This window comes from Bradyrhizobium sp. AUGA SZCCT0160, from assembly GCF_018130105.1.
Taxonomy (GTDB): Bacteria; Pseudomonadota; Alphaproteobacteria; order Rhizobiales; family Xanthobacteraceae; genus Bradyrhizobium.
In genome coordinates, this window is sequence record NZ_JAFCMD010000013.1 from 94,712 (window position 1) to 120,365 (window position 25,654).

Annotated in this window: 23 protein-coding genes and 1 pseudogene; 12 read left to right on the forward strand and 12 right to left on the reverse strand. The window is 64.2% G+C overall.

The annotated features are described in order from the left end of the window. Positions 1-20: 20 nt before the first annotated feature. Complete coding sequence (locus JQ558_RS21255; RefSeq protein ID WP_212294844.1) at positions 21-1,448, reverse strand: TAXI family TRAP transporter solute-binding subunit; 1,428 nt, start codon at positions 1,446-1,448, stop codon at positions 21-23. Positions 1,449-1,657: 209 nt separating this feature from the next. Here JQ558_RS21255 and JQ558_RS21260 point away from each other — a divergent pair. Together JQ558_RS21260 and JQ558_RS21265 are read left to right on the forward strand one after the other, a co-directional pair. Continuing rightward, positions 1,658-1,972, forward strand: a pseudogene (locus JQ558_RS21260) (4a-hydroxytetrahydrobiopterin dehydratase); the annotation flags it as partial. Between the two features lie 157 nt (positions 1,973-2,129). Then, positions 2,130-2,516, forward strand: a complete 387-nt coding sequence (locus JQ558_RS21265) for a YkvA family protein (protein ID WP_212294846.1) — start codon at positions 2,130-2,132, stop codon at positions 2,514-2,516. A gap of 61 nt (positions 2,517-2,577) precedes the next feature. On the opposite strand, the gene JQ558_RS21270 is transcribed toward JQ558_RS21265, so the two are convergent. The 3 genes from JQ558_RS21270 to JQ558_RS21280 form a co-directional block, all read right to left on the reverse strand. Beyond that, complete coding sequence (locus tag JQ558_RS21270) at positions 2,578-3,765, reverse strand: TAXI family TRAP transporter solute-binding subunit (protein ID WP_212294848.1); 1,188 nt, start codon at positions 3,763-3,765, stop codon at positions 2,578-2,580. 113 nt (positions 3,766-3,878) lie between these two features. Then, positions 3,879-4,688: a hypothetical protein gene (locus JQ558_RS21275; RefSeq protein ID WP_212294850.1), complete on the reverse strand. Its 810-nt coding sequence runs from the start codon at positions 4,686-4,688 to the stop codon at positions 3,879-3,881. Positions 4,689-5,195: 507 nt separating this feature from the next. Continuing rightward, positions 5,196-6,170, reverse strand: a complete 975-nt coding sequence (locus JQ558_RS21280) for an NADPH:quinone oxidoreductase family protein (RefSeq protein WP_212210341.1) — start codon at positions 6,168-6,170, stop codon at positions 5,196-5,198. Positions 6,171-6,445: 275 nt separating this feature from the next. Between JQ558_RS21280 and JQ558_RS21285 the strand changes: the two genes are divergently transcribed. From JQ558_RS21285 to JQ558_RS21315, 7 genes are all read left to right on the forward strand, one after another. After that, positions 6,446-7,285, forward strand: coding sequence for an SDR family oxidoreductase (locus tag JQ558_RS21285; protein WP_212294851.1), 840 nt, complete (start codon positions 6,446-6,448; stop codon positions 7,283-7,285). A gap of 156 nt (positions 7,286-7,441) precedes the next feature. Then, positions 7,442-8,086: an invasion associated locus B family protein gene (locus JQ558_RS21290; RefSeq protein WP_212294853.1), complete on the forward strand. Its 645-nt coding sequence runs from the start codon at positions 7,442-7,444 to the stop codon at positions 8,084-8,086. A gap of 163 nt (positions 8,087-8,249) precedes the next feature. Continuing rightward, the gene (rlmN, locus tag JQ558_RS21295) at positions 8,250-9,467 is read left to right on the forward strand and encodes a 23S rRNA (adenine(2503)-C(2))-methyltransferase RlmN (protein ID WP_212294855.1); all 1,218 of its coding nucleotides are present in this window, start codon (positions 8,250-8,252) and stop codon (positions 9,465-9,467) included. Between the two features lie 120 nt (positions 9,468-9,587). Continuing rightward, on the forward strand, positions 9,588-10,079 hold the full coding sequence (locus tag JQ558_RS21300) for a hypothetical protein (protein ID WP_212273544.1): 492 nt from the start codon (positions 9,588-9,590) through the stop codon (positions 10,077-10,079). Between the two features lie 39 nt (positions 10,080-10,118). Beyond that, positions 10,119-10,874 (forward strand): phosphatase PAP2 family protein, encoded by a 756-nt coding sequence (locus tag JQ558_RS21305; RefSeq protein ID WP_212210346.1) that lies wholly within the window; start codon positions 10,119-10,121, stop codon positions 10,872-10,874. 120 nt (positions 10,875-10,994) lie between these two features. Then, positions 10,995-12,332, forward strand: coding sequence for an argininosuccinate synthase (gene argG, locus JQ558_RS21310; protein ID WP_192739366.1), 1,338 nt, complete (start codon positions 10,995-10,997; stop codon positions 12,330-12,332). Between the two features lie 160 nt (positions 12,333-12,492). After that, the gene (locus tag JQ558_RS21315; protein WP_409410561.1) at positions 12,493-14,253 is read left to right on the forward strand and encodes an alkaline phosphatase; all 1,761 of its coding nucleotides are present in this window, start codon (positions 12,493-12,495) and stop codon (positions 14,251-14,253) included. A gap of 18 nt (positions 14,254-14,271) precedes the next feature. Here the strand turns inward: JQ558_RS21315 and JQ558_RS21320 are convergent, their stop codons facing one another. Then, entirely contained in the window at positions 14,272-14,892 is a 621-nt protein-coding gene (locus JQ558_RS21320; RefSeq protein ID WP_212294858.1) for a TetR/AcrR family transcriptional regulator, read from the reverse strand. A 232-nt stretch (positions 14,893-15,124) separates the two neighbouring features. On the opposite strand from JQ558_RS21320, the gene JQ558_RS21325 reads away from it, so the two are divergent. Beyond that, on the forward strand, positions 15,125-16,081 hold the full coding sequence (locus JQ558_RS21325; RefSeq protein WP_212294860.1) for a homocysteine S-methyltransferase family protein: 957 nt from the start codon (positions 15,125-15,127) through the stop codon (positions 16,079-16,081). A 55-nt stretch (positions 16,082-16,136) separates the two neighbouring features. Here JQ558_RS21325 and JQ558_RS38365 read toward each other — a convergent pair whose 3' ends face one another. Next, positions 16,137-17,117, reverse strand: coding sequence for an OmpA family protein (locus tag JQ558_RS38365; RefSeq protein WP_312014729.1), 981 nt, complete (start codon positions 17,115-17,117; stop codon positions 16,137-16,139). Between the two features lie 68 nt (positions 17,118-17,185). Between JQ558_RS38365 and JQ558_RS38370 the strand changes: the two genes are divergently transcribed. Both JQ558_RS38370 and JQ558_RS38375 read left to right on the forward strand, forming a co-directional pair. Beyond that, positions 17,186-17,611 carry a hypothetical protein gene (locus tag JQ558_RS38370; protein ID WP_409410556.1) on the forward strand — a complete coding sequence of 142 codons (426 nt, stop codon included), beginning with the start codon at positions 17,186-17,188 and terminating at the stop codon, positions 17,609-17,611. 50 nt (positions 17,612-17,661) lie between these two features. Further along, entirely contained in the window at positions 17,662-18,363 is a 702-nt protein-coding gene (locus JQ558_RS38375) for a hypothetical protein (protein ID WP_409410557.1), read from the forward strand. A gap of 115 nt (positions 18,364-18,478) precedes the next feature. Here JQ558_RS38375 and JQ558_RS21335 read toward each other — a convergent pair whose 3' ends face one another. The 6 genes from JQ558_RS21335 to JQ558_RS21360 form a co-directional block, all read right to left on the reverse strand. Beyond that, positions 18,479-18,715 (reverse strand): hypothetical protein, encoded by a 237-nt coding sequence (locus tag JQ558_RS21335; protein WP_212294863.1) that lies wholly within the window; start codon positions 18,713-18,715, stop codon positions 18,479-18,481. A 116-nt stretch (positions 18,716-18,831) separates the two neighbouring features. Continuing rightward, positions 18,832-19,221 carry a VOC family protein gene (locus JQ558_RS21340; RefSeq protein WP_212294865.1) on the reverse strand — a complete coding sequence of 130 codons (390 nt, stop codon included), beginning with the start codon at positions 19,219-19,221 and terminating at the stop codon, positions 18,832-18,834. Positions 19,222-19,252: 31 nt separating this feature from the next. Further along, on the reverse strand, positions 19,253-20,080 hold the full coding sequence (locus JQ558_RS21345) for an FkbM family methyltransferase (RefSeq protein WP_212294867.1): 828 nt from the start codon (positions 20,078-20,080) through the stop codon (positions 19,253-19,255). A gap of 218 nt (positions 20,081-20,298) precedes the next feature. Further along, positions 20,299-22,347 (reverse strand): ABC transporter ATP-binding protein/permease, encoded by a 2,049-nt coding sequence (locus JQ558_RS21350; RefSeq protein WP_212294869.1) that lies wholly within the window; start codon positions 22,345-22,347, stop codon positions 20,299-20,301. A gap of 138 nt (positions 22,348-22,485) precedes the next feature. Further along, positions 22,486-24,678 (reverse strand): hybrid sensor histidine kinase/response regulator, encoded by a 2,193-nt coding sequence (locus JQ558_RS21355; protein ID WP_212294871.1) that lies wholly within the window; start codon positions 24,676-24,678, stop codon positions 22,486-22,488. A 120-nt stretch (positions 24,679-24,798) separates the two neighbouring features. Continuing rightward, positions 24,799-25,581, reverse strand: coding sequence for a succinate dehydrogenase iron-sulfur subunit (locus tag JQ558_RS21360; RefSeq protein ID WP_192739357.1), 783 nt, complete (start codon positions 25,579-25,581; stop codon positions 24,799-24,801). Positions 25,582-25,654: the final 73 nt, after the last annotated feature.

Consider the following 25,654-nt stretch of genomic DNA (forward strand, 5'->3'; position numbering starts at 1 on the left):
CGAATTACAGGACTCCCGGCTCAGGCGCCGGCGGCCCGGAATTGCGCGCTGGCCCGTTGCAGGTTCTGCGGCATGCTCATCAGGAGCGCCTTGCGGTCGGCGACCGCGTTGTGGAACTGTTCGAGCGCGATGTTGAACGTGGTCAACGCGCCCTCCTCGACGGCGCCGTGTTCGAAACACTCCAGCATATGGCGCAGGATGCCGTCGGCCTCCGTCTGCATCTGGTCAAGCTCTTCCCCTGAATCGCAGCTGCGTGCAGCGGTGAGCAAATCGAGCAGCCGGTCGCGCTGCGAATTGCTGGCAATGCGCTCGTCCTTCTTCAGGTAGCCCGCGAACCAGGCGCCGGCAGAGCCCATCGCCGAGAGCCCCATCAGGCCCCACCAGATGAAATCGCTATAGCGCTCGAAGAAGGTTTTTTCCTCGCCATCGACAAAGGCGGCCGCGCCGGGATGCGCCGGGATATTCGCATCCTTGTCGGTGTCCGGCGTCTCGATCTTGGCGGCGAGCGGAAATTCGTTCTTCAGCGTTTGCCTGATTGCAAACAGCTGCCGGGTAAAGATCGCGATGGTGGAGTCGGATACGCCCTTCCGCGCCACGATGTGATGCGAGAAGCTGATGGTCTTGACTTCCTCTTCCGGCTTGGCCGGCGCGCCGCCAAAGGTACCGGCGGGAATCTCGGAAGACTCGTAGGCCGGATGGTTTTGCGCAATCGCTTCCGCCGAATCGATCGCCAGGAAGGTCGGCGTGCCGCCGTCGCGCATCGAGGCTGCGATCGCATCGGACGTGATCTTGCTGTTGAGCGGGCCCGCCGCGAGATAGACATCCGCCTTCTGATTGCGGATGGCGTCGACCGCCTCAGTGACCGGAAACTGGACGATCTCGACCTTCGCCGGATCGACGCCGTATTGCTGCAGGATCACCTTGAGCAAATTGACATTGGCCTCGGTGCGGCCGACGACGCCGACGCGATGTCCGGCGAGCTGCGTGATTTTCGTGATCGCGGGCGCGGCCTTCTTGCCCTTGGCCCTGGCTTTACTGGCGGGTGGCACCCAGAGGACCACGACGTTCTTGCGCAGCGTCGCCACAGCCTGCGCGTTTTTGGGCACCTCGAGGTCGCCCCGGATAATGGCGAGATCGGCCTTGCCGTCGCCGAGCAGCTTGGCGCTCGCCACGGCGCCGTCGGTCTGTGCCGGACGCAGCCGGATTTGACCGTGCGGCTGGTTGTTGAGGGCTTGCGTCAGTGCCTGAACCACCTTGAGGTCGTCGCTGTTGGCCGGGCCGACCGCGATCCGCAACGTCACCGGCCGCGTCGCAATGTGATAGCCGGCCGCCGCCACGCCGATGATCGCCAGAACGCCGGCCAGCATCACGAATGCCAGCCGCCGGCGCGCCGAACGGGGCGACGGGGGAGGCAGTGCTGCTTCGGCGGGATGAGAGCCGTCGGTCATCAATTCCTGAACAATCGTTTGAGGTTCGATCTTCGGTTGCCAACGTGCTTACACCGGGCATCCTAGCAAATTCCTCGCCGGACCGTGGTTACATCTCCGTCATGGTTACCGGCACCCGAGCGGCCATTGGACGCGCCTTTCGGTCTAAATTTGGGCGGGGATCCCGCGGGGGCCCTTCGGTGTTAGGGTGAAGCTGGTGTCAAACGCGGGAGGCGAGCATGGCGGAACGGCTGTCGGCAGAAGCGCGGAAATCGGCGCTGGCGGAACTTTCCGGCTGGTCGGAGGCGCCCGGCCGCGAGGCGATCGCGCGAACCTTTACCTTCAAGGATTTCAACGAGGCCTTCGGGTTCATGTCCCGCGCGGCTTTGGTGGCCGAAAAGAACGACCATCACCCGGAATGGCGCAACGTCTACAAGACGGTCGAGGTGGTGCTGGCCACCCATGACGCCAATGGCGTCACCAAGCTGGACATCGAGCTTGCGGCCGCCATGAACGCCATAGCCAAACAGCTCGGCGTCTCCTGAGCGCCATCTTGGCGTCTCCTGAGCGCGCCAGCGTCTCCTGAGCGCCGGGTCTTGAAGTGATCTTCCAGCAGTGATCTTGCGGCGGCGGCTGGACATCCCCAATTCCTAGACAGACGTCCGCGGCGATCCGCCGCGCCTGTCTTGAGGGAGCGCCGTCATGGCAACGTCCGAACACAGCGTGGGTTTTGAACCGGCCGACCGGCTGGCGCAGGACCGCGAAAGCGTGCGCCGGCGCTTCTGGAGCAAGCTGAAGCGGGTGGTGGCGAAGCTTCCCTTCGCCGAGGACCTGCTCGCGGCTTACTATTGCGCGTTCGACAAGCAGACGCCGCGCCATGTGCAGGCGGCGCTGCTCGGCGCCATCGCCTATTTTGTCCTGCCGTTCGATTTCGTTTCCGACGTGCTGCCGGTGCTCGGCTTCACCGACGACGCCGCAGTCCTGGCCACCGCCATCCGCATGGTTGCCAGCTATATCACATCGGAGCACCGCGATGCCGCGCGCGCTGCGCTGAAGCGAGGTGTCGGGAAGGACGACGAGGCGCAATAGCCCCGCGTCGACGTCCGCCACCGGGATCGCTTGCGGCGATCCCGATCACGGCCGAGGTTTCCTACTTCTGCGATCCGGAGCGAACTTGCGCGCGCGCGTTGCGCTCGGTTTCCCAGGCCTGGAACTGCTTGAACAGCGTCTCGCGATCGGCATCGGTCTTGATGTTCGCCGCGGTGGTTGGGCTCTGCTTCAGGAATTCATCGAACCGGGTACGCGCGACCGCTTCAACGTTGTGGGACTTCAGCCATTGCTCGGCGACCGGCAACCGCTGCCAATCGGGCAGTGGCGCCGACAGCGAGACTTCCCTCCACTTCGGATGGAAGGGCGGGTTCTGGAACGTCGGGAATTTTGTGAAGAACGCATCCACGAACTGCGACAGCTTGCGATAGCGCTCGGTGTTCGGCGCCCAGTTATAGGCCGCAAGCACCGCCGGCACCGCGATGGTGTCGACGCGATCGTCGCCCGAAATCAGGTTGGGATAGTCCTTCGACGACAGGCTGGCGGGCAGATAGTCTTTCTGCAGCGGCTTCTCGTAATTCACCGTCACCAGATGGAAGCGGTCGTCCTTGAACGTGCTGACGGATTTGTACGGTTTGCCGCCGCACACGATCACGGCGTCGATTTCGCCGGCCTTCAATTTCTCCAGCGCGATGCGTTGCTCGACATAGACCACCTTCGGCTTCATCCCGAGCCGTTCGAACACGGTCAGCGCAGTCACGAACGTGCCGCCATTGGGAAGGTCGACGCTGACGGTCTTGCCTTCGAGGTCCCTTAAGCTGCGGACCGATTTCGACGCGATCACGTGCATCTCTTCATTGTAGAGCTTCGTCACGTAGGTGAACTGCTTCTTGATATCCTTCGCAAAGCCCTTGCGTTCGAGATAATCGAGCGTGTCGGAGCGGACGATGCCGAGATCGACACCCTGCAGGAACAGGATGTCCGCCACGCTCTGCACGGAACCGCGCCCGACGATGGGCAGTACGCGCAACTTGTTGCCATCGTCGAGCACGGAAGCGAGGTCGGCGCCGAACTGCACATAGGTGCCGCCGATCGTCCCCGACATCAGCGTCACCGTGTTCGAGTTCAGGCTCTGCTTGGTGGCGACAGAACCGAACTGGAAAATAGCCTTCAGGCTCTCGCTGACCTTGGCCGGGTCGTATTCGGTTTGCTGGGTTTGGGCTTGGGCTTGCGCCGTCAGGCCGCAAGCCATCATGATGGCAAATACTGCCACTCCAAACAGTCGTCGCATTTGTTGGTCCCCTGCGTGATGCCCGCTGATGCGTGATGCGTGTCGCGTGATGCGTGTCGCGTGATGCGCGGTCGTGAGTGATGCGTGCCGGTGATGACCGGTTCTGAAGATGCCTAGTTTTGAACCTGGCTGAGACGCCGCTTGGCGTCGGCCGAGCCGAGCTGGGCGGCCTTCTGGTACCAAAGCCGCGCCATCGCCGGATCGGGCGTGATGCTGCGCATGTCCTGCTTGCCCAGCACCTGCGGATCATAGGTCCCCGCCAGCATCAGCGCGGCGTCGGCCTCCTGCGCGTCTGCCGCACGCTCGAGCAGCAACCGGGCGGAGGTGATGTCACCGATCGCGAGCAGGCCCTTCGCCCGCTTCAACAGCGCGGCCAGTTCATCCGCATCGATGCGCCGTGCCGCTGGTGCAGGTTCGGGGGCCGTCGGCTCGATCGCCACAACCTGGGTCTTGATGGCGCTCTGGTAGGCCGCGGTGATTTCGTCGCGTGACGGTGAAGCGGACGCCAGCGCGACAGGCTGGACACGCTGTACGGTTGCCGCTTCCGGCGTTGCCGGCGATGCTTCGGGACTAGCAGACTGGGCCGCGACGCGCGGTGCCGGTGGCGCGGCGTCCTGTTGTTCGGTGCCTGACGGGGCGGGCGCTGCGCTGGCCAACGAAGCCTTGGCGTTGACGATGACCGCGCGCGTCGAATCGAAGGAAAGCAGCGCAAGAACGGCGGCCACGATGGACAACGCAAGCGCACCGGTCACGATGCGCGATGCGCGCGCTCGTCGTTTCTTGCCGCCAGCGAAGGAGTGTTCGGGCGGTTCTTGATAGAAGGGCAGGTCCTGATAGCGCTCGTCCTGTCGGTGGCGGGCATCCGGCTGGCCGGCGAGAAAAAGCGGCACCGGGTCGTCTGCCAGGTGATCTTTCTGGACCAACGGGTCGGGCTTGCGTGCTTCTGACCGCAGAAATTGATGTGTCTCATACAATCCGGAATCACCGATCGCTTCGCCTAATCTTGCGAACGGATCCCCAGATTGAAAGTGCCTTGTACTCTCCACCATGGTGATGCTTCCCCGCTACCAAAACGCAACGACGGGAGGCCGGCATCTGTTTCTTGTTGTTATCGGTGTCCGGGAACCCGTTTACTGGGCGGGCAATTCGCATGTCGAATGGGTTGAAAAAACGACGCCGGACCGCTCGAATCGGGAGACATTTTGTTTTGATTGCGGCGAATAGACGTGATTCAGAGATTTAAGATTGTATATCGTTAGCGCACAATCGCCTTGTATGAAGGCATTTTCAGCGTCGCCGCTCGGCAAGGCGCAGGCGCGCCAATTGCCAAAACGGGCCACGTTGTGCGCGGCCCGTTCGATTTTTTGCTGAACGATGATCGTTCAAAACAGAAGAGACGTTGAATGAAGCGCGACTGCTGTCGCGCAGCATCACGGATGCAGAATCACCTTGCCCATCGCCTTGCGGCCGGCGAGCACTTTCAGCGCTTCGGCGGTTTGCGCCAGCGGGAAGGTGCGGTCGACATGCGAGGAGATCTTGCCTTCCGCGGTCCACTTCACGAGCTTCTCCAGGTTGGCGCGGTTCTTCTCCGGGTTGAGCCGGGCCCAGGCGCCCCAGAACACGCCGCGGATATCGCAGCCCTTGAGCAGCGCCAGATTGAGCGGCATTTTCGGAATGTCGCCGGCGGCAAATCCGATCACCAGGAAGCGGCCTTCCCAGGCGATCGAGCGTAGCGAGGCCTCGGCATAGGTGCCGCCGACCGGATCGAAGATGATGTCGACGCCCTTGCCGCCGGTAAGGCGCCGCAAGCCTTCCTTGAGATCTTCCTTGCTGTAGTTCAGGCCAAGCTCGGCGCCGTGCGCTTTCGCAAATTCGAGTTTTTCATCCGACGAGGCGCAGGCAATCACCTTCAGGCCCATCAGCTTGCCGAGCTCGCAGGCGGCGAGGCCGGTGCCGCCGGCGGCGCCGAGCACGGCCATGGTTTCGCCGGGCTTGAGGCTGGCGCGATCTTCCAGCGCATGCAGCGCGGTGCCGTAGATGATGAAGATTCCGGCGGCGCGATCGAAGTCCAGATTGTCGGGAATCTTCACGATCGAGTTGGCCGGCAGCGCGATTTTTTCGCGCGCGCCATTATGGCCGCAGGAGGCCGCCACGCGGTCGCCGACCTTCAGATCGGTGACGCCACTGCCGACGCTTTCGATCACGCCCGCGACTTCGGCGGCCGGCGAGAACGGGAACGGCGGCTTGATCTGGTACTTGCCCTGGATCATCAGGATGTCGAAGAAATTCAGCGCCGCGGCTTTGATCGCGATCACCGCCTCGCCCGGTCCGGCGACGGGATCGGGCACATCGGCCAGTACGAGGTCGTCGGGCTGGCAATATTGCGAGCAGAGAATGGCTTTCATGGACACACCTGATGTTCGGACGCACAAGGAAAGGCTGAATGCTTCTTGCCGGATTTGACGCCGGGCTACAATCCGATTCGGTGCTTAGGACGCGCATAGCTATCCGCCCGTCATTGCGAGCGAAACGAAGCAATCCATCGCGCCGCAAAATGAAAGAATGGATTGCTTCCGCCTTCGCTCAGGAGCTACGGCGGACAAGTCGTCGCTTACGCTCCCTTGCGCAAGCGCGTAGCGTTTGTTCGCTGGCAAGGATGGGGAAAACAGGGAGTGAAACAATGTTTGAAAAAGACCTGCTGGCGGGAAAGCGCATTCTGGTCACCGGTGGCGGCTCCGGGCTTGGCGCCGCAATGGGGCGGCGCTTTATCGAGCTCGGGGCGGAACTCATCATCTGTGGCCGCCGGCTCGAATTGCTGGAGGCCACGGCAACCCAGATGCGCAGTGAGCTCAGTGGCAAGGTTTCCGTGGCGCGCTGTGATATCCGCGACGGCGGCGCGGTCGATGCGATGATGGATCAAATCTGGCGCGAGGCGCCGATCGACGTGGTGGTCAACAACGCTGCCGCGACTTTCCTCGCGCAGACCGAACATCTGTCGTTTCGCGCGGCGGACGCGATCCTGGGGCCGACGCTGCATGGCACGATGTATTGCACGCTCGCGGCCGGCAAGCGCTGGATCGAGGGCCGTCATAATGGCGTGGTGCTGAGCATCCTCTCGACCTCGACCATCACCGGCCGCGCCTTCACGGTGCCGTCGGCGATGGCGAAGTCCGCTATCCTGGCGATGACGAAGAGTCTGGCGGTGGAATGGGGGCCGAAGGGCGTTCGCACGGTCGCGATTGCGCCCGGTGCATTCCCGACGCCGGGTGCATCGGGCCAGCTTCGCCCCGAGGGCCGCGGCGAGAGCTGGGCGCACCGCAATCCGCTCGGCCGCGCTGGCGAGCACAGAGAACTCGCCAATTTGGCGAGCTTCCTGATTTCCGACCAGGCCGGCTACATCAATGGCGAGATGGTGGTGCAGGATGGCGGCTCGCATTTGCGCAGTTCCGGCGCCGAAGACCTGCTGCAATGGACCGACGCGCAGTGGCAGAAGCAACGCGAAGGCCGTACCAAAGGCTAACTCCGCAGGAGGCGCGAGATACCGCCAACATGGCCGTGGATACAGCGGCTGGATAGCTCGTAAGTGCCTTCCCAAAAAGGCATTTCCCGGTTATCCATAGGTGACGGCCCGACCCGTCGCCGGGCCATCTTCCAGTCACAATGATGAGGGAACCAGTTGTCCGTGCGGCAGATACTGACATCCCTTGTTTTGAGTGCGTTGCTGTGCGGGGCTTCCAGCCTTGCGCAGGCGCAGAGTGCTGCGCCGAAGGGCGCCAAGGACGCGGCCAAGCCCGCGGCAACGGAAAAGCCCGCGGCGGCTGCGAAGTCTGCCGCCAAGCCTGAGTCGGCGGCAGCCGCCGCGGCCGGTGGCGCGGAGCCGACCCTGATCGGCCAGTTCGGAACCTGGGGCGCCTACACGGCGGCGCCGAACGGCAAGAAGGTGTGCTTTGCGCTGGCCAAGCCATCCTCGTCGAAGACCAATCCGCCCAACCGTCCGCGCGATCCGGCCTATGCCTTCGTCTCGACGCGCCCGGCGGAAAAAGTCATCAACGAAGTCTCGGTCATGATCGGCTACGCGCTGAAGCCGGGCTCGGAATCCTCGCTCGAGGTCGGCGGCGCGTCGTATGCGATGTACACGCAGGGCGACGGGCTCTGGATCAAGAACGCCGCCGAGGAAGAGCGGATGGTCGATGCCATGCGCAAGGCCGCCGACGTCACCGTCAAGGGCGTCTCGGCCAAGGGCACCGAGACCACCGACACCTTCTCACTGAAGGGGCTGTCGCAGGCGCTCGACAAATTGGCGCAGGATTGCCGGCGTTAAGCAATTTTAGGCCGAAAATGACGTTGTTTGTGCGTCCCGGAAGGCCTATTTGAGGTGCTACCTGTAGGCTGGGCAAAGGCGCATCGCGCCGTGCCCACCATTAACGCTTGCGGCGGGCACGCTACGCTTTGCCCACCCTACGTATCCCAAGAATAGAAACACGATGACCGTCGCTTCAATCGAGAGCAGTTCCTCGGCTCAGGCTCCCCTCGAAAAAATTCCGCTCGAAACCTATGTGCCGCCCGCCAAACCGTCGCTGATTGGCCTCTCTCGCGCTGAGATCGCCGACCGGCTCGGCGAGATCGGTGTTCTGCCCGCGCAGCGCAAGATGCGCACCCAGCAGCTCTGGCACTGGATGTATGTCCGCGGCGCCAAAGATTTCGATGCGATGACCAGCATCTCCAAGGAAATGCGCGCCCAGCTGGTGCAGCATTTTACCGTCGATCGTCCCGAAGTGGTCGCCGAACAGGTCTCCAACGACGGCACCCGCAAATGGCTGCTGCGGCTGCCGAGCGGCAATGCCCTCGAGAAGGCGCATGAAGTCGAGTGCGTCTATATCCCCGAGACCGATCGCGGCACGCTGTGCGTTTCCTCGCAGGTCGGCTGCACCCTGACCTGTTCGTTCTGCCACACCGGCACGCAGCGGCTGGTGCGCAATCTCACCGCCGGTGAAATCGTCGGCCAGATCATGGTGGCCCGCGACCGACTCAACGACTGGGCCGATCGCGAGACCCCGACCGGCAGCCGCCTCGTCACCAATGTGGTGATGATGGGGATGGGCGAGCCCTTGTATAATTTCGACGCGGTGCGCGATGCGCTGCTGATCGTGTCAGACAATGAAGGCATCGGCATTTCCCGCCGCCGCATCACGCTGTCGACCTCGGGCGTGGTGCCGAACATCGTCCGCGCCGGCGACGAAATGGGCGTCATGCTGGCGATCTCGCTGCATGCGGTGCGCGACGAATTGCGCAACGAACTGGTGCCGCTCAACCGCAAATACCCGATCGCCGAATTGCTGCGGGCCTGCCGCGATTATCCGGGATCGTCCAACGCGCGGCGCATCACCTTCGAATATGTGATGCTCAAGGGCGTCAACGATTCCATGGACGACGCCAAGCTGCTGGTGAAAATGCTCAAGGGCATTCCGGCCAAGATCAATCTCATTCCGTTCAACCCGTGGCCGGGCACCAAATACGAGTGCTCGGACTGGGACCAGATCGAAAAATTCTCCGAGTATATTTTCAACGCCGGCTATTCCTCGCCGGTGCGCACGCCGCGCGGTCGCGACATCCTGGCCGCCTGCGGCCAGTTGAAATCGGAAACCGAAAAATTGTCCGCGCGCGAACGTCAGGCGCTGCGCGCGATGGCGATGACGGATTGAGTTGACCGATATCAAATTCGTCATGGCCGGGCTTGTCCCGGCCATCCACGTCTTTACGTGGTCACGACGAGGCATGACGGTTGAAAGAATTGTGCTCGTACGCGTGATGGAAATAGCTGCATGGCGCTAATCGGCCGCTTCTTCGTCATCCTGTTCGGATTCCTGTTCGCCTGCCTGGCGGCGGGGATGATCGTGGTCGGCGCGGTGCTGTATCCCGAATTCAGCGATCTCGGCGCAGGGCCGATCGATCAGGGCGCGATCAATGTCGTGCTCGGGTTCGGCTTCATCTTCATTTCGGGTTTTGCGCTGTTGCCGGCGCTGATCGTGGTTCTGATCACGGAAGCGTTTTATGTCCGGGGCGTGCTGACCTATGCGATCGGCGGCGCGCTCGTCGGCTGCGCCTGCTATCTCGGTCTGGTCCCGTTCGATCCCGAGACGATGCGCTTTGACGGCATCGTCCGCCGCCATCTCGAAATCATGACCGGGGCGGGCATCGTCGCGGGCCTGGTCTACTGGATGATCGCGGGCCGGACCGCGGGTGCATGGCGCGAACCGCCGAAACCCTTGCGCCCGCCACCGCCCCTGCCGGCCCATTCGCGGCCGCGTCCGTGAGCCTTTTCAAGACCCATCCCCTCGGCTAAACACCGCGCCATGAACCGGACCGGACTTTTCATCGCGCTGGGGCTGGCGCTCGTCATCGGACTGCTGTTCGGGATTTTTCCCGAACTCGATCTCAAACTGGCGGCGTTGTTCTACGATCCCGCGACCCATTCGTTTCCGTTGAAGCAGAGCTGGCTCGCCGCATTCGCCCGCGACGCCGCGATGTGGATCGCATGGGCGCTTGCATTGCCGTCGCTCGCGGCCATCGTGGTGAAGATGGTGCGGCCGGATCTGCCGATGTTCATTCGCGCGCGTACCGCCGTATTCCTGCTGAGCACCATTTTGCTATCTGCGGTCGTTCTCACCAACCTCACCTTCAAGACCTATTGGGGCCGGCCGCGGCCGGTGGTGGTGACGCAGTTCAATGGGCCGCAGGAGTTCGTGCCGTATTGGGATCCGCGCGGCACGTGCGGACGCAACTGCTCGTTCTTCTCCGGCGAGGGCGCCACCGCGTTCTGGGCTTACGCGCCCGCGGCGCTGACGCCGCCGGCGTGGCGGCCGTTGGCCTATGTAGCGGCGACCCTGTTCGGGATCGCGACCTCTGTGCTGCGGATGGCGTTTGGCGGGCATTTTTTCACCGATGTGGCGGCCGCCGGCCTGGTGAGCTTTTTGGTGATCTGGCTGGCCCATGGCTGGCTGTACCGCTGGCCATCGACCCGGGTCTCGGATGCGGCCGTCGAGGCCGCGCTGGCTCGCCTGGCCCGGCCCTGGAACCGTCTGACCAAGGGCTCGCGCCAGCCGGGCTGATCAGCCCCGGCCAGCTGCTGTCTGGGGTGCTATTAAACACGTGCCGACAAGCGCAAAGTTTGATATTCGCGCACCCGAAGCCGCAAACGATCTCAGCCATTTCGACCGATTGGAAGCACGATGAGCACGATCCTGAAGAGCCTGCCCAAAGGGGAAAAAGTCGGCATCGCTTTTTCGGGCGGCCTCGACACCTCGGCGGCGCTGGTGTGGATGAAGCAAAAGGGCGCGCGCGTCTTTGCCTATACCGCCAACCTCGCCCAGCCTGACGAGGCCGACTACGAGGAAATTCCGCGCAAGGCGTTGGAATTCGGCGCCGAAAAGGCCCGCCTGGTGGATTGCCGCACGCAGTTGGTCCACGAAGGCATCGCCGCGATCCAGTCCGGCGCCTTCCACGTCTCGACCGGCGGCAACACCTATTTCAACACTACGCCGCTTGGTCGCGCGGTAACCGGCACGATGCTGGTTGCGGCCATGAAGGAGGACGGCGTCAACATCTGGGGCGATGGCTCCACTTATAAGGGCAATGATATCGAGCGGTTCTACCGCTACGGCCTTTTGACCAATCCGAGCTTGCGGATTTACAAGCCCTGGCTCGACCAGCAGTTCATCGACGAGCTCGGCGGCCGCGCGGAAATGTCCGCGTTCATGACCGCCAATGGCTTTGCCTACAAGATGAGCGCCGAAAAGGCCTACTCGACCGACAGCAACATTTTGGGCGCCACCCACGAGGCCAAGGATCTCGAGAGCCTCGACACCGGCATCAAGATCGTCAATCCGATCATGGGCGTGCCGTTCTGGCGCGACGACTGTGCCGTCAAGGCCGAAAAGGTTGTCGTGCGTTTTGCGGAGGGCCAGCCCGTCGCGCTGAACGGCCAGACCTTCGCCGATCCGCTGGCGCTGTTCCTTGAGGCCAACGCCATCGGCGGCCGGCACGGCCTTGGCATGAGCGACCAGATCGAGAACCGGATCATCGAGGCCAAGAGCCGCGGCATCTATGAGGCGCCCGGCATGGCGCTGCTGCACATCGCCTATGAGCGTCTGGTCACCGGCATCCACAACGAAGACACCATCGAGCAATACCGGATCAGCGGCATGCGCCTCGGCCGGTTGCTGTATCAGGGGCGGTGGTTCGATTCCCAGGCCCTGATGCTGCGCGAAACCGCCCAGCGTTGGGTGGCGCGCGCCGTTACCGGCGAGGTCACGCTTGAGCTGCGTCGTGGCAACGATTACTCGCTGCTCAACACCGAAAGCCCGAACCTGACCTATCAGCCGGAGCGGCTGAGCATGGAGAAGGTGGAAGACGCCGCGTTCACGCCGGCCGACCGTATCGGCCAGCTGACCATGCGCAACCTCGACATCACGGATACCCGCGCCAAGCTGAAGCTCTATTCCGACACCGGCCTGCTTTCGAGTGGAGACGGTTCCGAGATCTTCAAGCTCGGGAACGACAAGAGCTGAATCCGCCCAGGCCGGGCTGTATTTGGCACCTCTGCGCCGCTGCGGGCCGCCGTTACATGCGTTACATAGATGTCATCCGGGGTGGATAGAACGGGTCACCTTCACTTCTTGCTGAGCAATGGCTGTCGCTGTCCCGCAGGCAAGCACGCGCGGAGCTGAGATTTTGATCAAGCCAGTCACCATCATCACTCTCGCCGCCGTGCTCTCGGCATCGCCGGTTGTCGCCCAAACAGTCTATCCGATCGACCGCGCCGAAATTCTCTCCGGCGCGCGGTTCGACTTCAAGGTCGAATTCCCTGACCGGGTCGATCAGGCGAAACTGAAGGTAACGGTCAACGGCGAGGACCATGCCGCCGTGTTCGGCCGGGCCGCAACGTTTATCGAGCGTGAGGACGGCAGGGACCAATCCGCGCTGATGCTCCGCGATGTCGAGCTGGCAAAACCCGGGCCGTTCGTCGTCGAGGTCAATGACGGCACGAAGAGCCGCAAGGTGACGTGGACGGTCTACGACACCGGGCCGCGCAAGGCGAAGAACGTGATCCTGTTCATCGGCGACGGGATGTCGCCCGCCCATCGCGTCGGGGCGCGGCTGCTTTCCAAGGGCATTGCGGAGGGCAAGAGCCTCGGCAAGCTTGCGATGGACGACATGCCGCATACGGCGCTGGTGGCGACCGCCGGCTCGGATTCGATCATCACCGATTCGGCAAACTCGGCCAGCGCCTATTCCACCGGCCACAAGAGCGCGGTCAACGCGATGGGCGTCTATGCGGACCGCACCAGAGACGCGTTCGACGATCCCAGGGTCGAAACCATCACGAGCCTTGCCAGGCGCCGGCTCAAGATGAGCATCGGTATCGTGACCACCACCGAAGTCGAGGACGCCACGCCGGCGGCGATGGTGGCGCATACGCGCCGCCGGGCGGCCTACGATGAGATTGTCGAGCAGCTTTTCGCGGCAAGGCCCGACGTGTTGCTGGGCGGCGGCAGCGCGAATTTCCTGCCGAAGTCTGCGGCCGGATCCAAACGCAAGGACGAGGTCGATTATATCGCCCGGTTCCGCGAGGGCGGCTATGCCCTGGCGACGACCGCGGGCGAACTCAATGCGCTGGCGGCCAAACCCGAGACGCGCCAGTTGCTCGGGTTGTTTGCCACGGGAAATATGGACGGGGCGCTGGATCGCAAATTCCTCAAGGGCGGCGGCGTCAAGAAATTTCCCGAGCAGCCCGATCTGACCGAGCAGCTCCAGGCCGCGCTGAACGTGCTGTCGAAAAACGAGGCCGGCTTCTTCCTGATGGTGGAATCCGGATTGATCGACAAATACGCGCATGCCCTCGACTTTGACCGCGCCGTCTACGACACCATCATGCTCGACAATGCGGTGCGCCTCGCCCGCGACTGGGCGAGCAAGCGCGGCGACGACACCCTGATCCTGGTGACGCCGGACCATAACCACCCCAACGCACTGGTCGGCACCATCAATCACGACATGAGCACGACGTCGGAAGCGCCGATGCGCGAGCGCGTCGGCGTCTACGACAAGGCCGGCTTCCCGAATTACCCGGCGCCCGATGCCGACGGCTATCCGTCGCGCGTCGACGTCAGCCGGCGGCTTGCCATCTTCTCGGCCAGCCTGCCCGACCATTACGAGACCTTCCGCCCCAAACTCGACGGCCCGAACGACCCGACCATGAAGGGAGACGATGACGGAACCTTCAAGGCCAACGAAAAGTACAAGGGCGTTCCCGGCGCCGTGCTGCGGCCCGGCAATCTGCCGGCGATGATGAACGCCAGCGTGCATTCCGGCGAAGACGTCATCCTGACCGCGACCGGGCCCGGCAGCGAACGGGTCAAGGGTTCGATGGACAATACGGAAGTCTTCCGAGTGATGGTCGACGCGCTGGGGCTCGCCGCAGCGAAATAGACTCTGAGTCGAAGCGCGTCAGGACAGCGATGGAGCTGAGAAAAGCAGCTTCACGCAGCTTCGAAAGATCAGGATCTGGCGTTCCAGCCGGCTCGGATCGTTCAGCGTTTTCGACATGATGATCGCCCCATCGACAATGCAGGACATCATGTCGGCGAGATCGTCGAGATCGATTGGCTCCCGCAGTGGATGGACGGCGGCGATGCCGTCGAGGATGTGGCGGAAGCGCGCGTTCCAGTCGCGCACCGACTGTGCGGTGAGCTCGCGCACCTCGCGGTCGAACAGCCGCTCCTGATAGCAGACGCTGGCTATCAGGCAGCCGGGATGCCCGTTCGGCAGATCGGCCATCACTTCGGCGAGCAGCTTCAGCGAGATCAGGAACGCCTGCAGCGGATCGTCCGAGAGCTGCCGGCCGCGCGCGAAGATGTCGTCGAACAGCTGGTCGTTGGTCTTGACGTAGCGGCGCAGCATTTCGCGCGCGAGCGCATTTTTGTCCTTGAAGTGATAAAAGAAACCGCTCTTGGTGAGGCCGGCCTCCGCGATCACTTCGTCGATCGAGGTGGCGCCAAATCCCTTCGCGAGCACGGCCGCTTCCGCGATCTCGAGAATTCGCTCGCGCGTCGCTTCGCCTTTTCCCATCGCGTGTCTCCAGAAACTGTACTTGCGGTACGGTTTTGACTCCGCGTGCCGGCGCCGCGATTTTGTGCGCGCCGCGCAACCGTCTGATTTCCTAGCATTTTACAGCCCGACATTCAGCCGCACCACGAGCCGCCTAGGAAACCGCGACACTATGCGGCACCAGTTCCGCCAGACCAGGGCGCGCCGCGCCAGACCTATCAACAGCGCCTTTTTGGCGATTGGAGATATTGCAATGACAAAATATCGAACCGATCTGCCGCAACGCCGCGGCGGCATTTTCCTCACCGATGGCGGCATGGAAACGACGCTTATCTTCCATGAAGGGATTGATCTGCCCCACTTCGCCGCCTTCGTGCTGCTCGACAGCGCGGAAGGCCGGGTCACGCTGAAGCGATACTACCAGGCCTATATGGCTGTCGCGCGCGACCATGGCGTTGGCTTTGTGCTGGACAGCCCGACATGGCGGGCCAACCCCGATTGGGGCGCCAAGCTCGGGTACGATGCCGCGGCACTCAGGGCGATCAACATTCGCGGGATCGGGTTGCTCGAGGAGCTGCGCGCCGAATGGGAAAAGCCGATGACGCCCTGCGTCGTCAGCGGCGCCATCGGGCCGCGCGGCGACGGGTACAAGGCCGGCAACATGGATGCGGCCGAAGCCGAGGCCTATCATGGCGCACAGATCGCCGCCTTCGTCGAAGGCGGCGCCGACATGGTGACGGCCTATACGCTCAACACCATCAATGAAGCGATCGGCATCGCGCGTGCGGCCAGGGCGCAGCAGATTCCGGCGGTGATCTCGTTCACGGTGGAAACCGACGGCCGTCTGGTCAACGGGGAGACGTTGCGCGAAGCGATCGAGGCGGTGGATCGCGCGACCCAGGATTCGGTCGAATACTTCCTGGTCAATTGCGCGCATCCGACGCATTTCGAACATGCGCTGAAGGCCGACGAGGCCTGGGTCAAGCGTATCCATGGCGTCAGAGCCAATGCATCGGCCAAGAGCCATACTGAGCTGGATGAGTCTGCGACGCTCGATGCAGGCGATCCGCAGGATCTCGGCCGGCGCTATTCGAATCTCTGGCGCTCGTTTCCGGCGATGCGCATTCTGGGCGGCTGTTGCGGTACCGACCACCGTCACGTGGCGGCGATCTGTGACGCCTGTCTGCCGCCGCGGGCGCTCAGCGCCTGACACAAAAAAATGGCCGGGATTGCTCCCGGCCATTTTCATATGGTGCTGACCGATCTCAGCGGCGCGGCGGCGCGGTGCCGGGCGGGGGCGGCGGCAGCGCCGCCTGACCGCCATTGAGCAGCGGGGTGATGCGGCGGACCGTGACGCGCCGGTTGATCTCGCTCGGTCCGTCCGTCTGCTCCTTCGGATACTGCTCGCCGTAACCCTGCGAGGTCAGGTTCTCCGCGGGCACGCCGAACTGCTGCGTCAGCAGCGTTGCGGCGGATTCTGCGCGGCGGTCCGACAGCGAGAGATTGTCGACGTCGGAGCCCACCCTGTCGGTGTGCCCTTCGATCAGGAACACCTCGCGCGGGTTGGCCTGGATCGCCCGGTTGAGGCCGTCGGCGATCGCCTGCAGCTTCGCCGTCTGGTCCGGCGGGATTTCCCACGAACCGGTGGCGAAGTTGATGGTGTTGACGTCGATGCTCGGCATCTGCATCCGGACATTGGGGCTGTAGCGGATTTCGTCGAGCGAGTAGCGTCGGTCGATCCGTTGCACCGGCGGCGCCACCATCGTGTCATAGATCACTTCCGGGGTCGCTTCGTCCGCGCTGACGATGTAGCGGTCGTAGGGCATGCTGACCACTGGCGGCGGCAGGTCGACATAGAAGCCACCGACCGCGCGCGGATCGCGGTAGCTGTTGTCGATGATGATGATCTCGCGGCCCCGTTCGTCGCGGCGGATGCGGCGCAGCAGCCGTCCGTCACTGCCGACCACGGTGATGATCCGGCTGCCGTCCGGCCGGATCACGACGGTGCGGGTTTCGCCGCCGACGGTCTCGGTCTGGATGTCACGCGCACCATAACGGAAGCGATAGAGATCGTTGCCGCGGACGTATTGCTGGCCGCTCGGGTCGCGGATGATGATCCGGTCCGGCTCGGTGTAGATGGTGCGGCCGCCTTCGATGGTTTCTCGCCGCTGGTTGCGGTAGTCGGCGATGGTCGCGCCGACCACGGCGCCTGCCACAACGCCCGCGCCGATGGCGAGCGGCGTCATGTTTTCCCGCCGTGGCGGTGGCGGTGGCGGCAGTTGCGTTGTGACCGTGGGTGCGGCCCGGAAGGCCGGTGCAACCGTCGGCGGAGCATTTTGTGATCTGCCGGGCGGTGCTGTTGCGGCTGCCGATCCAGGGACGGTACTTGGGGCCGGAGCGCCGGCGGGAGGCGCGGGCGGAACGGCCGGGCGTCCCTGCTGGCCGGGCGGCGGAGGCGTGGGCGCGCCAGCCGCTGGCGCTCCGGCTGATGGAGGCGCACCCGCAGGCGGCGCCGTTCCGGCGGCCGGCGGTGCGCCAGCAGGCGGTGTCGTTCCGGCAGCCGGCGGTGCGCCGGGTGGCTGACCGGGGCGTGGCGGCTGACCGCCCGGAGGTGTCGTCGTCGCGCCACCCGCGGCGGGCGGCGTTGTTGCGCCAGGACGCGAGGGCGCTGTCGGTGCTGCGCCGGCAGGAGGTGTCGAAGGCGCTCCCGCGGCCGGAGGCGCGGTTGGCGACGGCGTAGCGGTTGGCGCTGGCGTGGGGGCTGCGGCCGGCGCTCCCGGCACACGCTTGGTGTCAGCCGGCGGCGCGCCCGCGCCCGGGCGCGCGCCGGGTGTCGTCGTTGTGCTGCCCGCAGCGGGCGGCGATGCGGTCGGCGCAGGCGTAGGGGTTGCCGCCGGCGGAGGCGGCGTACGCGCGGGCGGAGCTGCAGCAGGCGGCGGCGTTGGCGTCGGACGCGCGGGCGGAGCCGCAGCCGGCGGCGGCGTTGGTGTCGGACGCGCGGGTGGAGCTGCAGCCGGCGGCGGCGTTGGACGCGGAGGCGGTGCAGCGGCGGGCGGTGCCGGTGGCTTCGGCGTAGCCGCCGGGGGCGGCGCGGGAGGAGGTGTCGGCCGCGGCGGCGGCGCGGCAGCGGGTGGTGCCGGCGGCGGTGCGGGACGCGGCGGAGGCGCCGCAGCAGGCGGGGGAGCCGGCGGAGGTGCCGGGCGCGGAGGCGGAGCCGCAGCTGGTGGCGGCGCGGGCGGAGTCGGTGGCTTCGCAGCTGGCGGCGGCGCGGCCTTTGGCGGCGCCTTGGGCTTTCCGTCGGGACCGAGTTCTTCCCTGGCCTGTGCGACGACCAGCGGCGCATTTTGCGCATGCGACGCGGATGTCGCGATCTGCGTCACCGTCAGAGCGGTCGTGGCAAGCAGCACGATGCGAAGGTTTGTCATGATGTTCTTGGTCCCTGGAAAGGTTCTGGCAGCAGAGGAATCGTTTGGCGGGTCGATCAACGGCTAATCGTTAGGCCGGATTGTGGCGGGCTGGAAAGCGCGAATGCCTTTTATTTCGAGGGCGCAACGGGTTGCATGCGCAATTGTTCATTGCGTATTCAGGCGGCGCTTTCAGATCAAAGTCAAATTCCTCCCTGTGGCCGATCTGTGGCCGGATTGGGCGTCGAGGGTCCGTTCGGCCCGCGCACCGGCAGTTCATCCGGCGTCTTGCCCGGCAACTCCTGCGGCGGCGGCGGCGCGCCGGGCTCGCGCATCGGTGGCGGCACCTCCGGACGGGGATTGCCCGGAGGATCTTCGCGCGGTGGCTCGGTTGGTTTTCCCGGCGTAGGCGGCGGGATTTCGGGAGGTTCGATCGGCATCCTCGATAACGGAACGGACGCCGTGAGGTTCCCGAAGCGAGCCTGACGGAACCGATCATCCCGGTGCGTCAGTCACCCGGCGTCAGTCACCCCGGTGCGCCAGTCACCCCGGCGCGTCAGTCACCCGCCGTGTGGCAGACCGCCTCGATGTTGTGGCCGTCGGGGTCGAGCACGAAGGCGCCGTAATAGTTCGGATGATAATGCGCGCGAATTCCGGGCGCGCCGTTGTCGCGCCCGCCGGCAGCCAACGCGGCGTTGTAGAAGGCATCGACGGTGGCGCGGTCCTTGGCGAGGATCGCGACATGCAGCGGCTTGTTCAAGCCGCCTTCGCCGCCGATCCAGAAATCCGGCTTGCCGCCAGCGCCGAAGCCGGCGGCGGGATCATGGCCGGTCTGCTCCTGCGTCACTTCCATGACCAGCACATAGTCGAGCGGCGCCAGCGCCTTCACATAGAACGCCTTGGCGCGCTCATAATCCGAAACCGGAAAACCGATATGGTCGATCATCGAACTCTCCCTTGGTTAGAAGATGGTCGGTTCAGCCGCGCACCAGCAGCGTATTGCTGCGGGTCTTGCCGGTTTCGGCATAGCCTCGCGCGCGCATGTCGGCGATACAGTCATTCTGCCATTCATTCGATGACAAATGTTCGATCACCACCGCGCGCGGCCATAGCGATTGCGGCGCGTCCCTGAAGAAGCCGGTCAATACGCGGTCTTCAAAGCCTTCAACGTCGATCTTCAGCGCATCGGCATGCGAGACGCCGGCTTCGTCGAGGATGCGTTGCAGCCGCAGCGACGGCACCTTGATCGCCTTGGCTGAGGCCTGCCCCGACACGATATGGCTGGCGCCGAGATTGTCGCCATCGGTCTCGATCATCAGTTCGCCATCGGCGGGACCGGCGGCGGCGGCGACCAGTCTGGTTTGGGTAAAGCCCGAGGCGGCGTTGTTGAAGGCGAGCCTTGCATGCGTGACCGGATGCGGCTCGATCGCGACCACCTTGCCGCTGGCGCCGACATGGCGCGCCAGCGCAAGCGCATAGGTGCCGACATTGGCGCCAACATCGACGAACACGCCGCCAACAGGCGTATGCGCGCGCAAGAAATCCAGCTCCTCGATGTTGTAGTCCGGATTGAACAGCGCGCCGCGCTCGGTGGCGCTGGCCTGATGATAGAAACGAAACGATGCGCCCTGATAGCGCACGTCCACCGGCCCCGCGCGAAAAAGATTGGCCAGTCGCGACAGCATCGGCCGGAACGCGCCGCGCTTCAGCCGCGAGCGGTGCGCCAGCGCAATGATCGCGGCCTGCGCAGCATTCGGTGCGAACGCGCCGAACGGCGCGGGCGTGGGGTCGTTGTCGGGCTTCAAACGGATATCCTCGGTGGAAAGCGGCGCATGCATAGCCGGTTTTGCTGGCAAGGCCAACGACGCTTCTCTTCCCCTCTCCCCTTGTGGAGAGGGTGGCTTCGCGCAGCGAAGACGGGTGAGGGGTTCTCTCCTCACGGTAAGATTTCGATGTGAGGATAGAGACCCCTCATCCGGCGCTACGCGCCACCTTCTCCCACAAGGGGAGAAGGGAAGAAATATCACGCCGCCTTTTTCGGCGGCTTGCGTTGGCGCAGGAAGCGGCCGAGCAGGCGGCGTTTGCCCTTGCGCGGGATCAGGTCGACGTCGCTGACGAGCTTGGCGCCGCCCTTGCGCCGCTCCAGCACGATCTTGCGGCTATGAAATGCTTCCAGCTCGGCGCGATGGGCGACGCTGACGATGGTTGCTTTCGGCAGCTCCTTGATGACGATCTCCATCATCTTGTCCTGGCTCTTTTCGTCCAGCGCCGAGGTCGCCTCGTCCAGCACCACGATGTCGGGGTTGTGCAGCAACAGCCGCGCGAACGCCAGCCGCTGCTTTTCACCGCCCGACAATGTCTGGTCCCACGGCGCCTCTTCCTCGATCTTCTCCTTGAGATGGTCGAGGCCGACCTTGTGCAGGGCTTCGCAGAACTGTTCGGATCTCCAGTCCTCGGCGGCGCCGGGATAGGCGATCGCGCGGCGCAGCGTGCCGGTGGGAATGTACGGCCTCTGCGGCAGCATGAAGAGCCGGCGGTCGGGATGGAAGTTGACGCTGCCGCCGCCCCATGGCCACAGGCCTGCAATCGCGCGTACCAGCGTGCTCTTGCCGGTGCCGGATTCGCCGGCCACCAGCAGGCGCTCGCCGGGCTCGATCACGACTTCGGTCTCGCCGACAACAGCGGTGCCGTCGTCTAACGTCACCGAGAAATCGTTGAGGCTGAGCATGGCCTCGCCCTCGGTCTCGCCGCGCTTGATGCGGCCGAATCCGTCGCCGCGTTCGGCCCGCTCCAGCCCGTCGAGCGACATCATCAGCGAGGCGATCCGGCGCGCGCAGGCGTTCCAGTCGGCAAGGCGCGGATAATTGTCGACCAGCCAGCCGAACGCGGTCTGCACGATGGTGAAGGCGGAGGCCGCCTGCATCACCTGTCCGAGCGTCATGCTGCCGTCGAGGTATTTCGGCGCGCACAGCAACAGCGGCACCACGGGCGCAATCAGTCCCGACCCCTGCGACACCAGGGTAGTGCGCATGTGCTGGCGGGCGAGCTGCGACCATTGCCGCAGCACATTGGAGAAGTTCTTGTCGAGACCGTCGCGCTCTTCCTCCTCGCCGCCGAGCAGCGCGATGCTCTCGCCGTTCTCGCGCACCCGGGTCAGCGTGTAGCGGAATTCGGCCTCGGCCTGGTTCTTGTCTTCGGACACCTGCACGAAGCGGCGGCCGATGGCCATGATCGAGCCGGAGGCGATCGCGGCGTAGACCACCGCGGCAATGACGAGAAAGCCGGGTATCGTCACCGTTGATCCACCGAGCGTCACCGTCAGCGCGCCGCCGATGGTCCAGAGCACCACGATGAAGGTCGCGGCGGATAAAAACGCCGAGGTGACGCCGGCGACGAAATCCACCGGCGAGTCGGTCGAGATCCGAAGATCCTCGGCGATGCGGTGTTCCGGATTCTTGTGGTCGCCGCCGACGAGGTTGAGCTGGTAATAGCGGCCGCTGGTCAGCCAGCGCGTCATGACAGAGCTGGTCAGCCAACCCCGCCAGCGCCGCTGGATACCCATCCGCGCGAACACCTGCGCGACGCCGAGCAGCACGCTGCCGATCGCAAGCGGGAAGAACACCGCGGAGAGATAGAAGACGGTGGCGGATTCGCGCTTCTCGATGGCATCGAAGATCGCCCGGTTCCAGACATTGATGCCGTATTGGAATCCGACATTGACGACGATCAGGATCAAGAGCCCGATCGAAAACACCCACGCCAGCCGGTCGCCGCTTTTGCCCCAATAGCCGCGCGCGCTGATCCAGAAGCGCGTCAGCAGATAATCTTTACGCGCCTGCTCGGCCTCCTCAGGCGACAATTCCGGGTCGGGCTCGACCACCTCCGGCGGCGGCGGGTCGACGCGATCGCCGTCCTCGGCGACGACATCGATAATTTCGGCCTTTTCGGCCGCTGACTCTTCGGCAGCGGCTTGTTTCGCGGCAGCGGATTTCTTCGAGGAATCGGATTTCTTCGAGGAAGGCTCGGACTTTACGGCGGGCTTCGCATCGGACTTACTATCAGTCTTGGCCATGGCCCGGTAACGCGAAGAAAATCAGAAGGTTCCCTGACGGTGCTTCCCCACGTCATGGGCGAGCGCGAGCGACGCCTCCTTCAGACGGCTATGCCCGGCCATGACGAGGTGCGAATGATACCGCTGACGTGCTGAATCTCAGGACGCCCGCGTCGTGGTGGCGCGTTTCATCATGCGCCAGCGGGCGACCGCGTGCAGCACGCGCGAAAGCTGCTCGATCGAGTAGGGCTTTTGCAGCAGCTCCAGACCGTCGCTGCCGCTTTCGGACAGGCCGTGGCTGTAGCCGCTGGTCAGCACGACCGGCAGATCGGCATGGTAACGGCGAATTTCCTGCGCCAGCTCGATGCCGGTCATGCCCGGCATCACGACATCGGTGAACACCACGTCGTAGCGGTCGGCGCCAGTAGCCAGTTCTTCCAGCGCGTGCGTGGCGTTGTCGACCAGGGTTGTGCCGTAGCCGAGTTCGGCCAGCGCGTCGGTGGCGAATTTCCCGACCTCGATATTGTCTTCGACCACGAGCACCGACATACCCCTGCCGTCGAGCGGCGGAGCATCTTCCACCGTCATCTGCTGCGGCTTGCCGTCACCGGTGGCGCGCAGCAGGTACAGCGTGAAAACGCTGCCCTTTCCCACTTCGCTGGCCACCACTACTTCGCCGCCGGATTGCCTGGCGAAACCGAACACCTGGGACAGGCCGAGCCCGGTGCCCTGGCCGACCTCCTTGGTCGTGAAGAACGGTTCGAAGATGCGACCGTACTGCTCCTGGGGAATGCCGACGCCGGTATCCTCGACGGAGACGGCGACATAGCCGGTGGGTTTTTGGTCGGCGCGATTCTGGCCGATGGAATCCTGGTTGCGGGGGTTTGGCGAACCTATGGCGGCGCTGGGCAATTCAGTTGCCGTGTGCACCGTGATGGTCAGCCTGCCGCGGCCGTCCATGGCGTCGCGGGCGTTGACCGCCATGTTGATCATCGCGGTTTCGAACTGCCCGGCATCGGCATTGACGACGCACGGTTCGGCCGGCCCATGGATCTCAATCTCGACCCGCGATCCGATCAGCGTCTTGATCATCTCGCTCAGCATCTGAACGTTCTGGCCGACGTCGAACAGTTCCGGTTTGAGTGTCTGACGGCGCGCGAACGCCAGAAGCTGGGTCGTCAGTCGTGCCGCGCGCGTGACCGTGTCCGAGATCGCGTCGATGTAGCGCAGCCGGCGTGGCTCCGGCAGGTCCGGCCGCCGCAACAGATCGACGGAGGCGCGGATCACGGTGAGCAGATTGTTGAAGTCATGCGCGACGCCGCCGGTGAGTTGCCCCAGCGCCTCGAGCCGCTGGCCATGCTTCAGCGCTTCCTCGGCCTCCTGCCGCTTGGCAGCCTCGGCATAAAGATGCCGCGTTCGACGCAGGGCGAAAGCGAGCAGGAAAAACAACAGGGCGGTGGCCGGCGCGCCGAAGATGAGGTGCTGGCTGATGGTGGAGAACCAGCGCGCCCGGATTGCCGACGTCTCAAGGCCGGCGCTGATATAGATCGGATATTCGGCGAGCCGCTGGTAGCCGAGGCGGCGCTCGATGCCGTCGGTCGGCGACGTCACGGTGATGAGGCCGGCCTTGGGGTTCGCCGCGATCTGCTGTCCGACCGGTCCTGAGAGGTCGAGCCGCGCTTCCTGATCGACGGTCGGAAAGCGCGCCAGCACCGCGCCGTTGGTCAGGGCGAGCGCAAAGAAGCTGCCGGGCTCACGGCCGATCCGGGCGTAGAATTTCTCGAAATATTCCGGCAGTACCGACGCCTGGATCACACCGGCAAAGCTGCCGTCCTCGGTTTGCCGCCGCCGGCTGAAGCCGAAAAACGGCGCGCCCTGATAGGGCGGCCGCGGCGTCAGCGCCTCGCCAATATAGGTTCCGATGTCGCCGGCGACATGCGCGTTGAAATAATCCCGGTCCGAGAAGTCGATCTCGGGCGGGGGCATCACGAGGCTGTTGACGAGCGCGCGGCCCCTGGCGTCGAAGATCCAGGTCGATTTCACCTGCGGCAGCGACCCGACAAGCTGCTTCAGCCGCTGATGCAGCGCTTCCTCTCGGGATGTAATGCCGGCGTCCGGAATGCCGCGGATCACCTCGGCGATTTCAGAGATGCTGCGGTCGATGGTCTCGAACACTTTCAGCGCGTGCTCGTGCACGACATCGAGCGAGCGTTCGATTTCCCGGTCGGCGGTCTCGTTGATCGAGATCCAGGAAATCGCGGATGCAAAGATGAACAGCGCCAGCGGGAGGGCCAGCGAGGCGGCCATCATCCATTGCAGCAATCTCAGCGAATTGCGTTGTGCGGTCTGCACGGGCGCTCCTGCTCCGGAGCGAATGTTACGTCAAACCTGTAACGGAACAAAGCGGCGCAGAAGCTGAAACTTTGCCCGGTGCCGACCCGGCCGTTTGCCGGGATACTCGGCACAAATTAGCTAAATTTGCCGCTCGACCAGCTTCAGCTTGAGCTCGGCGATGGCTTCCGACGGGTTGAGACCCTTCGGGCAGGCCTTGGCGCAGTTCATGATGGTGTGGCAGCGGTAGAGCCGGAACGGGTCTTCGAGATTGTCGAGCCGCTCGCCGGTGGCTTCATCGCGGGAATCGGTAACCCAGCGCGTCGCCTGCAGCAGCGCGGCGGGGCCCAGGAATCGGTCGCTGTTCCACCAGTAGCTCGGGCACGAGGTCGAGCAGCAGGCGCACAGGATGCATTCGTAGAGGCCGTCGAGCTTTTCGCGGTCCTCGTGGCTCTGCTTCCATTCCTTCTGCGGCGTCGGCGTGGTGGTCTTCAGCCACGGCTCGATCGAGGCATATTGCGCATAGAAATTGGTCAGGTCAGGCACCAGGTCCTTGACGACGGGCTGGTGCGGCAGCGGGTTGACCTTGACCGCGCCGTCTTTGACGTCGTGCATCGACTTGGTGCAGGCCAGCGTGTTCTGGCCGTCGATGTTCATGGCGCAGGAACCGCAGACGCCTTCGCGGCAGGAGCGGCGGAAGGTCAGCGTCGGATCGATGTGGTTCTTGATCCAGATCAGGCCGTCGAGCACCATCGGCCCGCATTCGCTGGTATCGATATGATAGGTGTCGACGCTTGGATTCTTGCCGTCGTCCGGATTCCAGCGATACACCCGAAACTCGCGCGTCTCGGTCGCGCCCGCCGGCTTCGGCCAGGTCTTGCCGCCGGTGATCTTGGAGTTCTTCGGAAGCGCGAATTCAACCATTCCTCTAACCTTTCGTCATTCCGGGGCGATGCGTCAGCATCGAACCCGGAATCTCGAGATTCCAGGTCTGGTC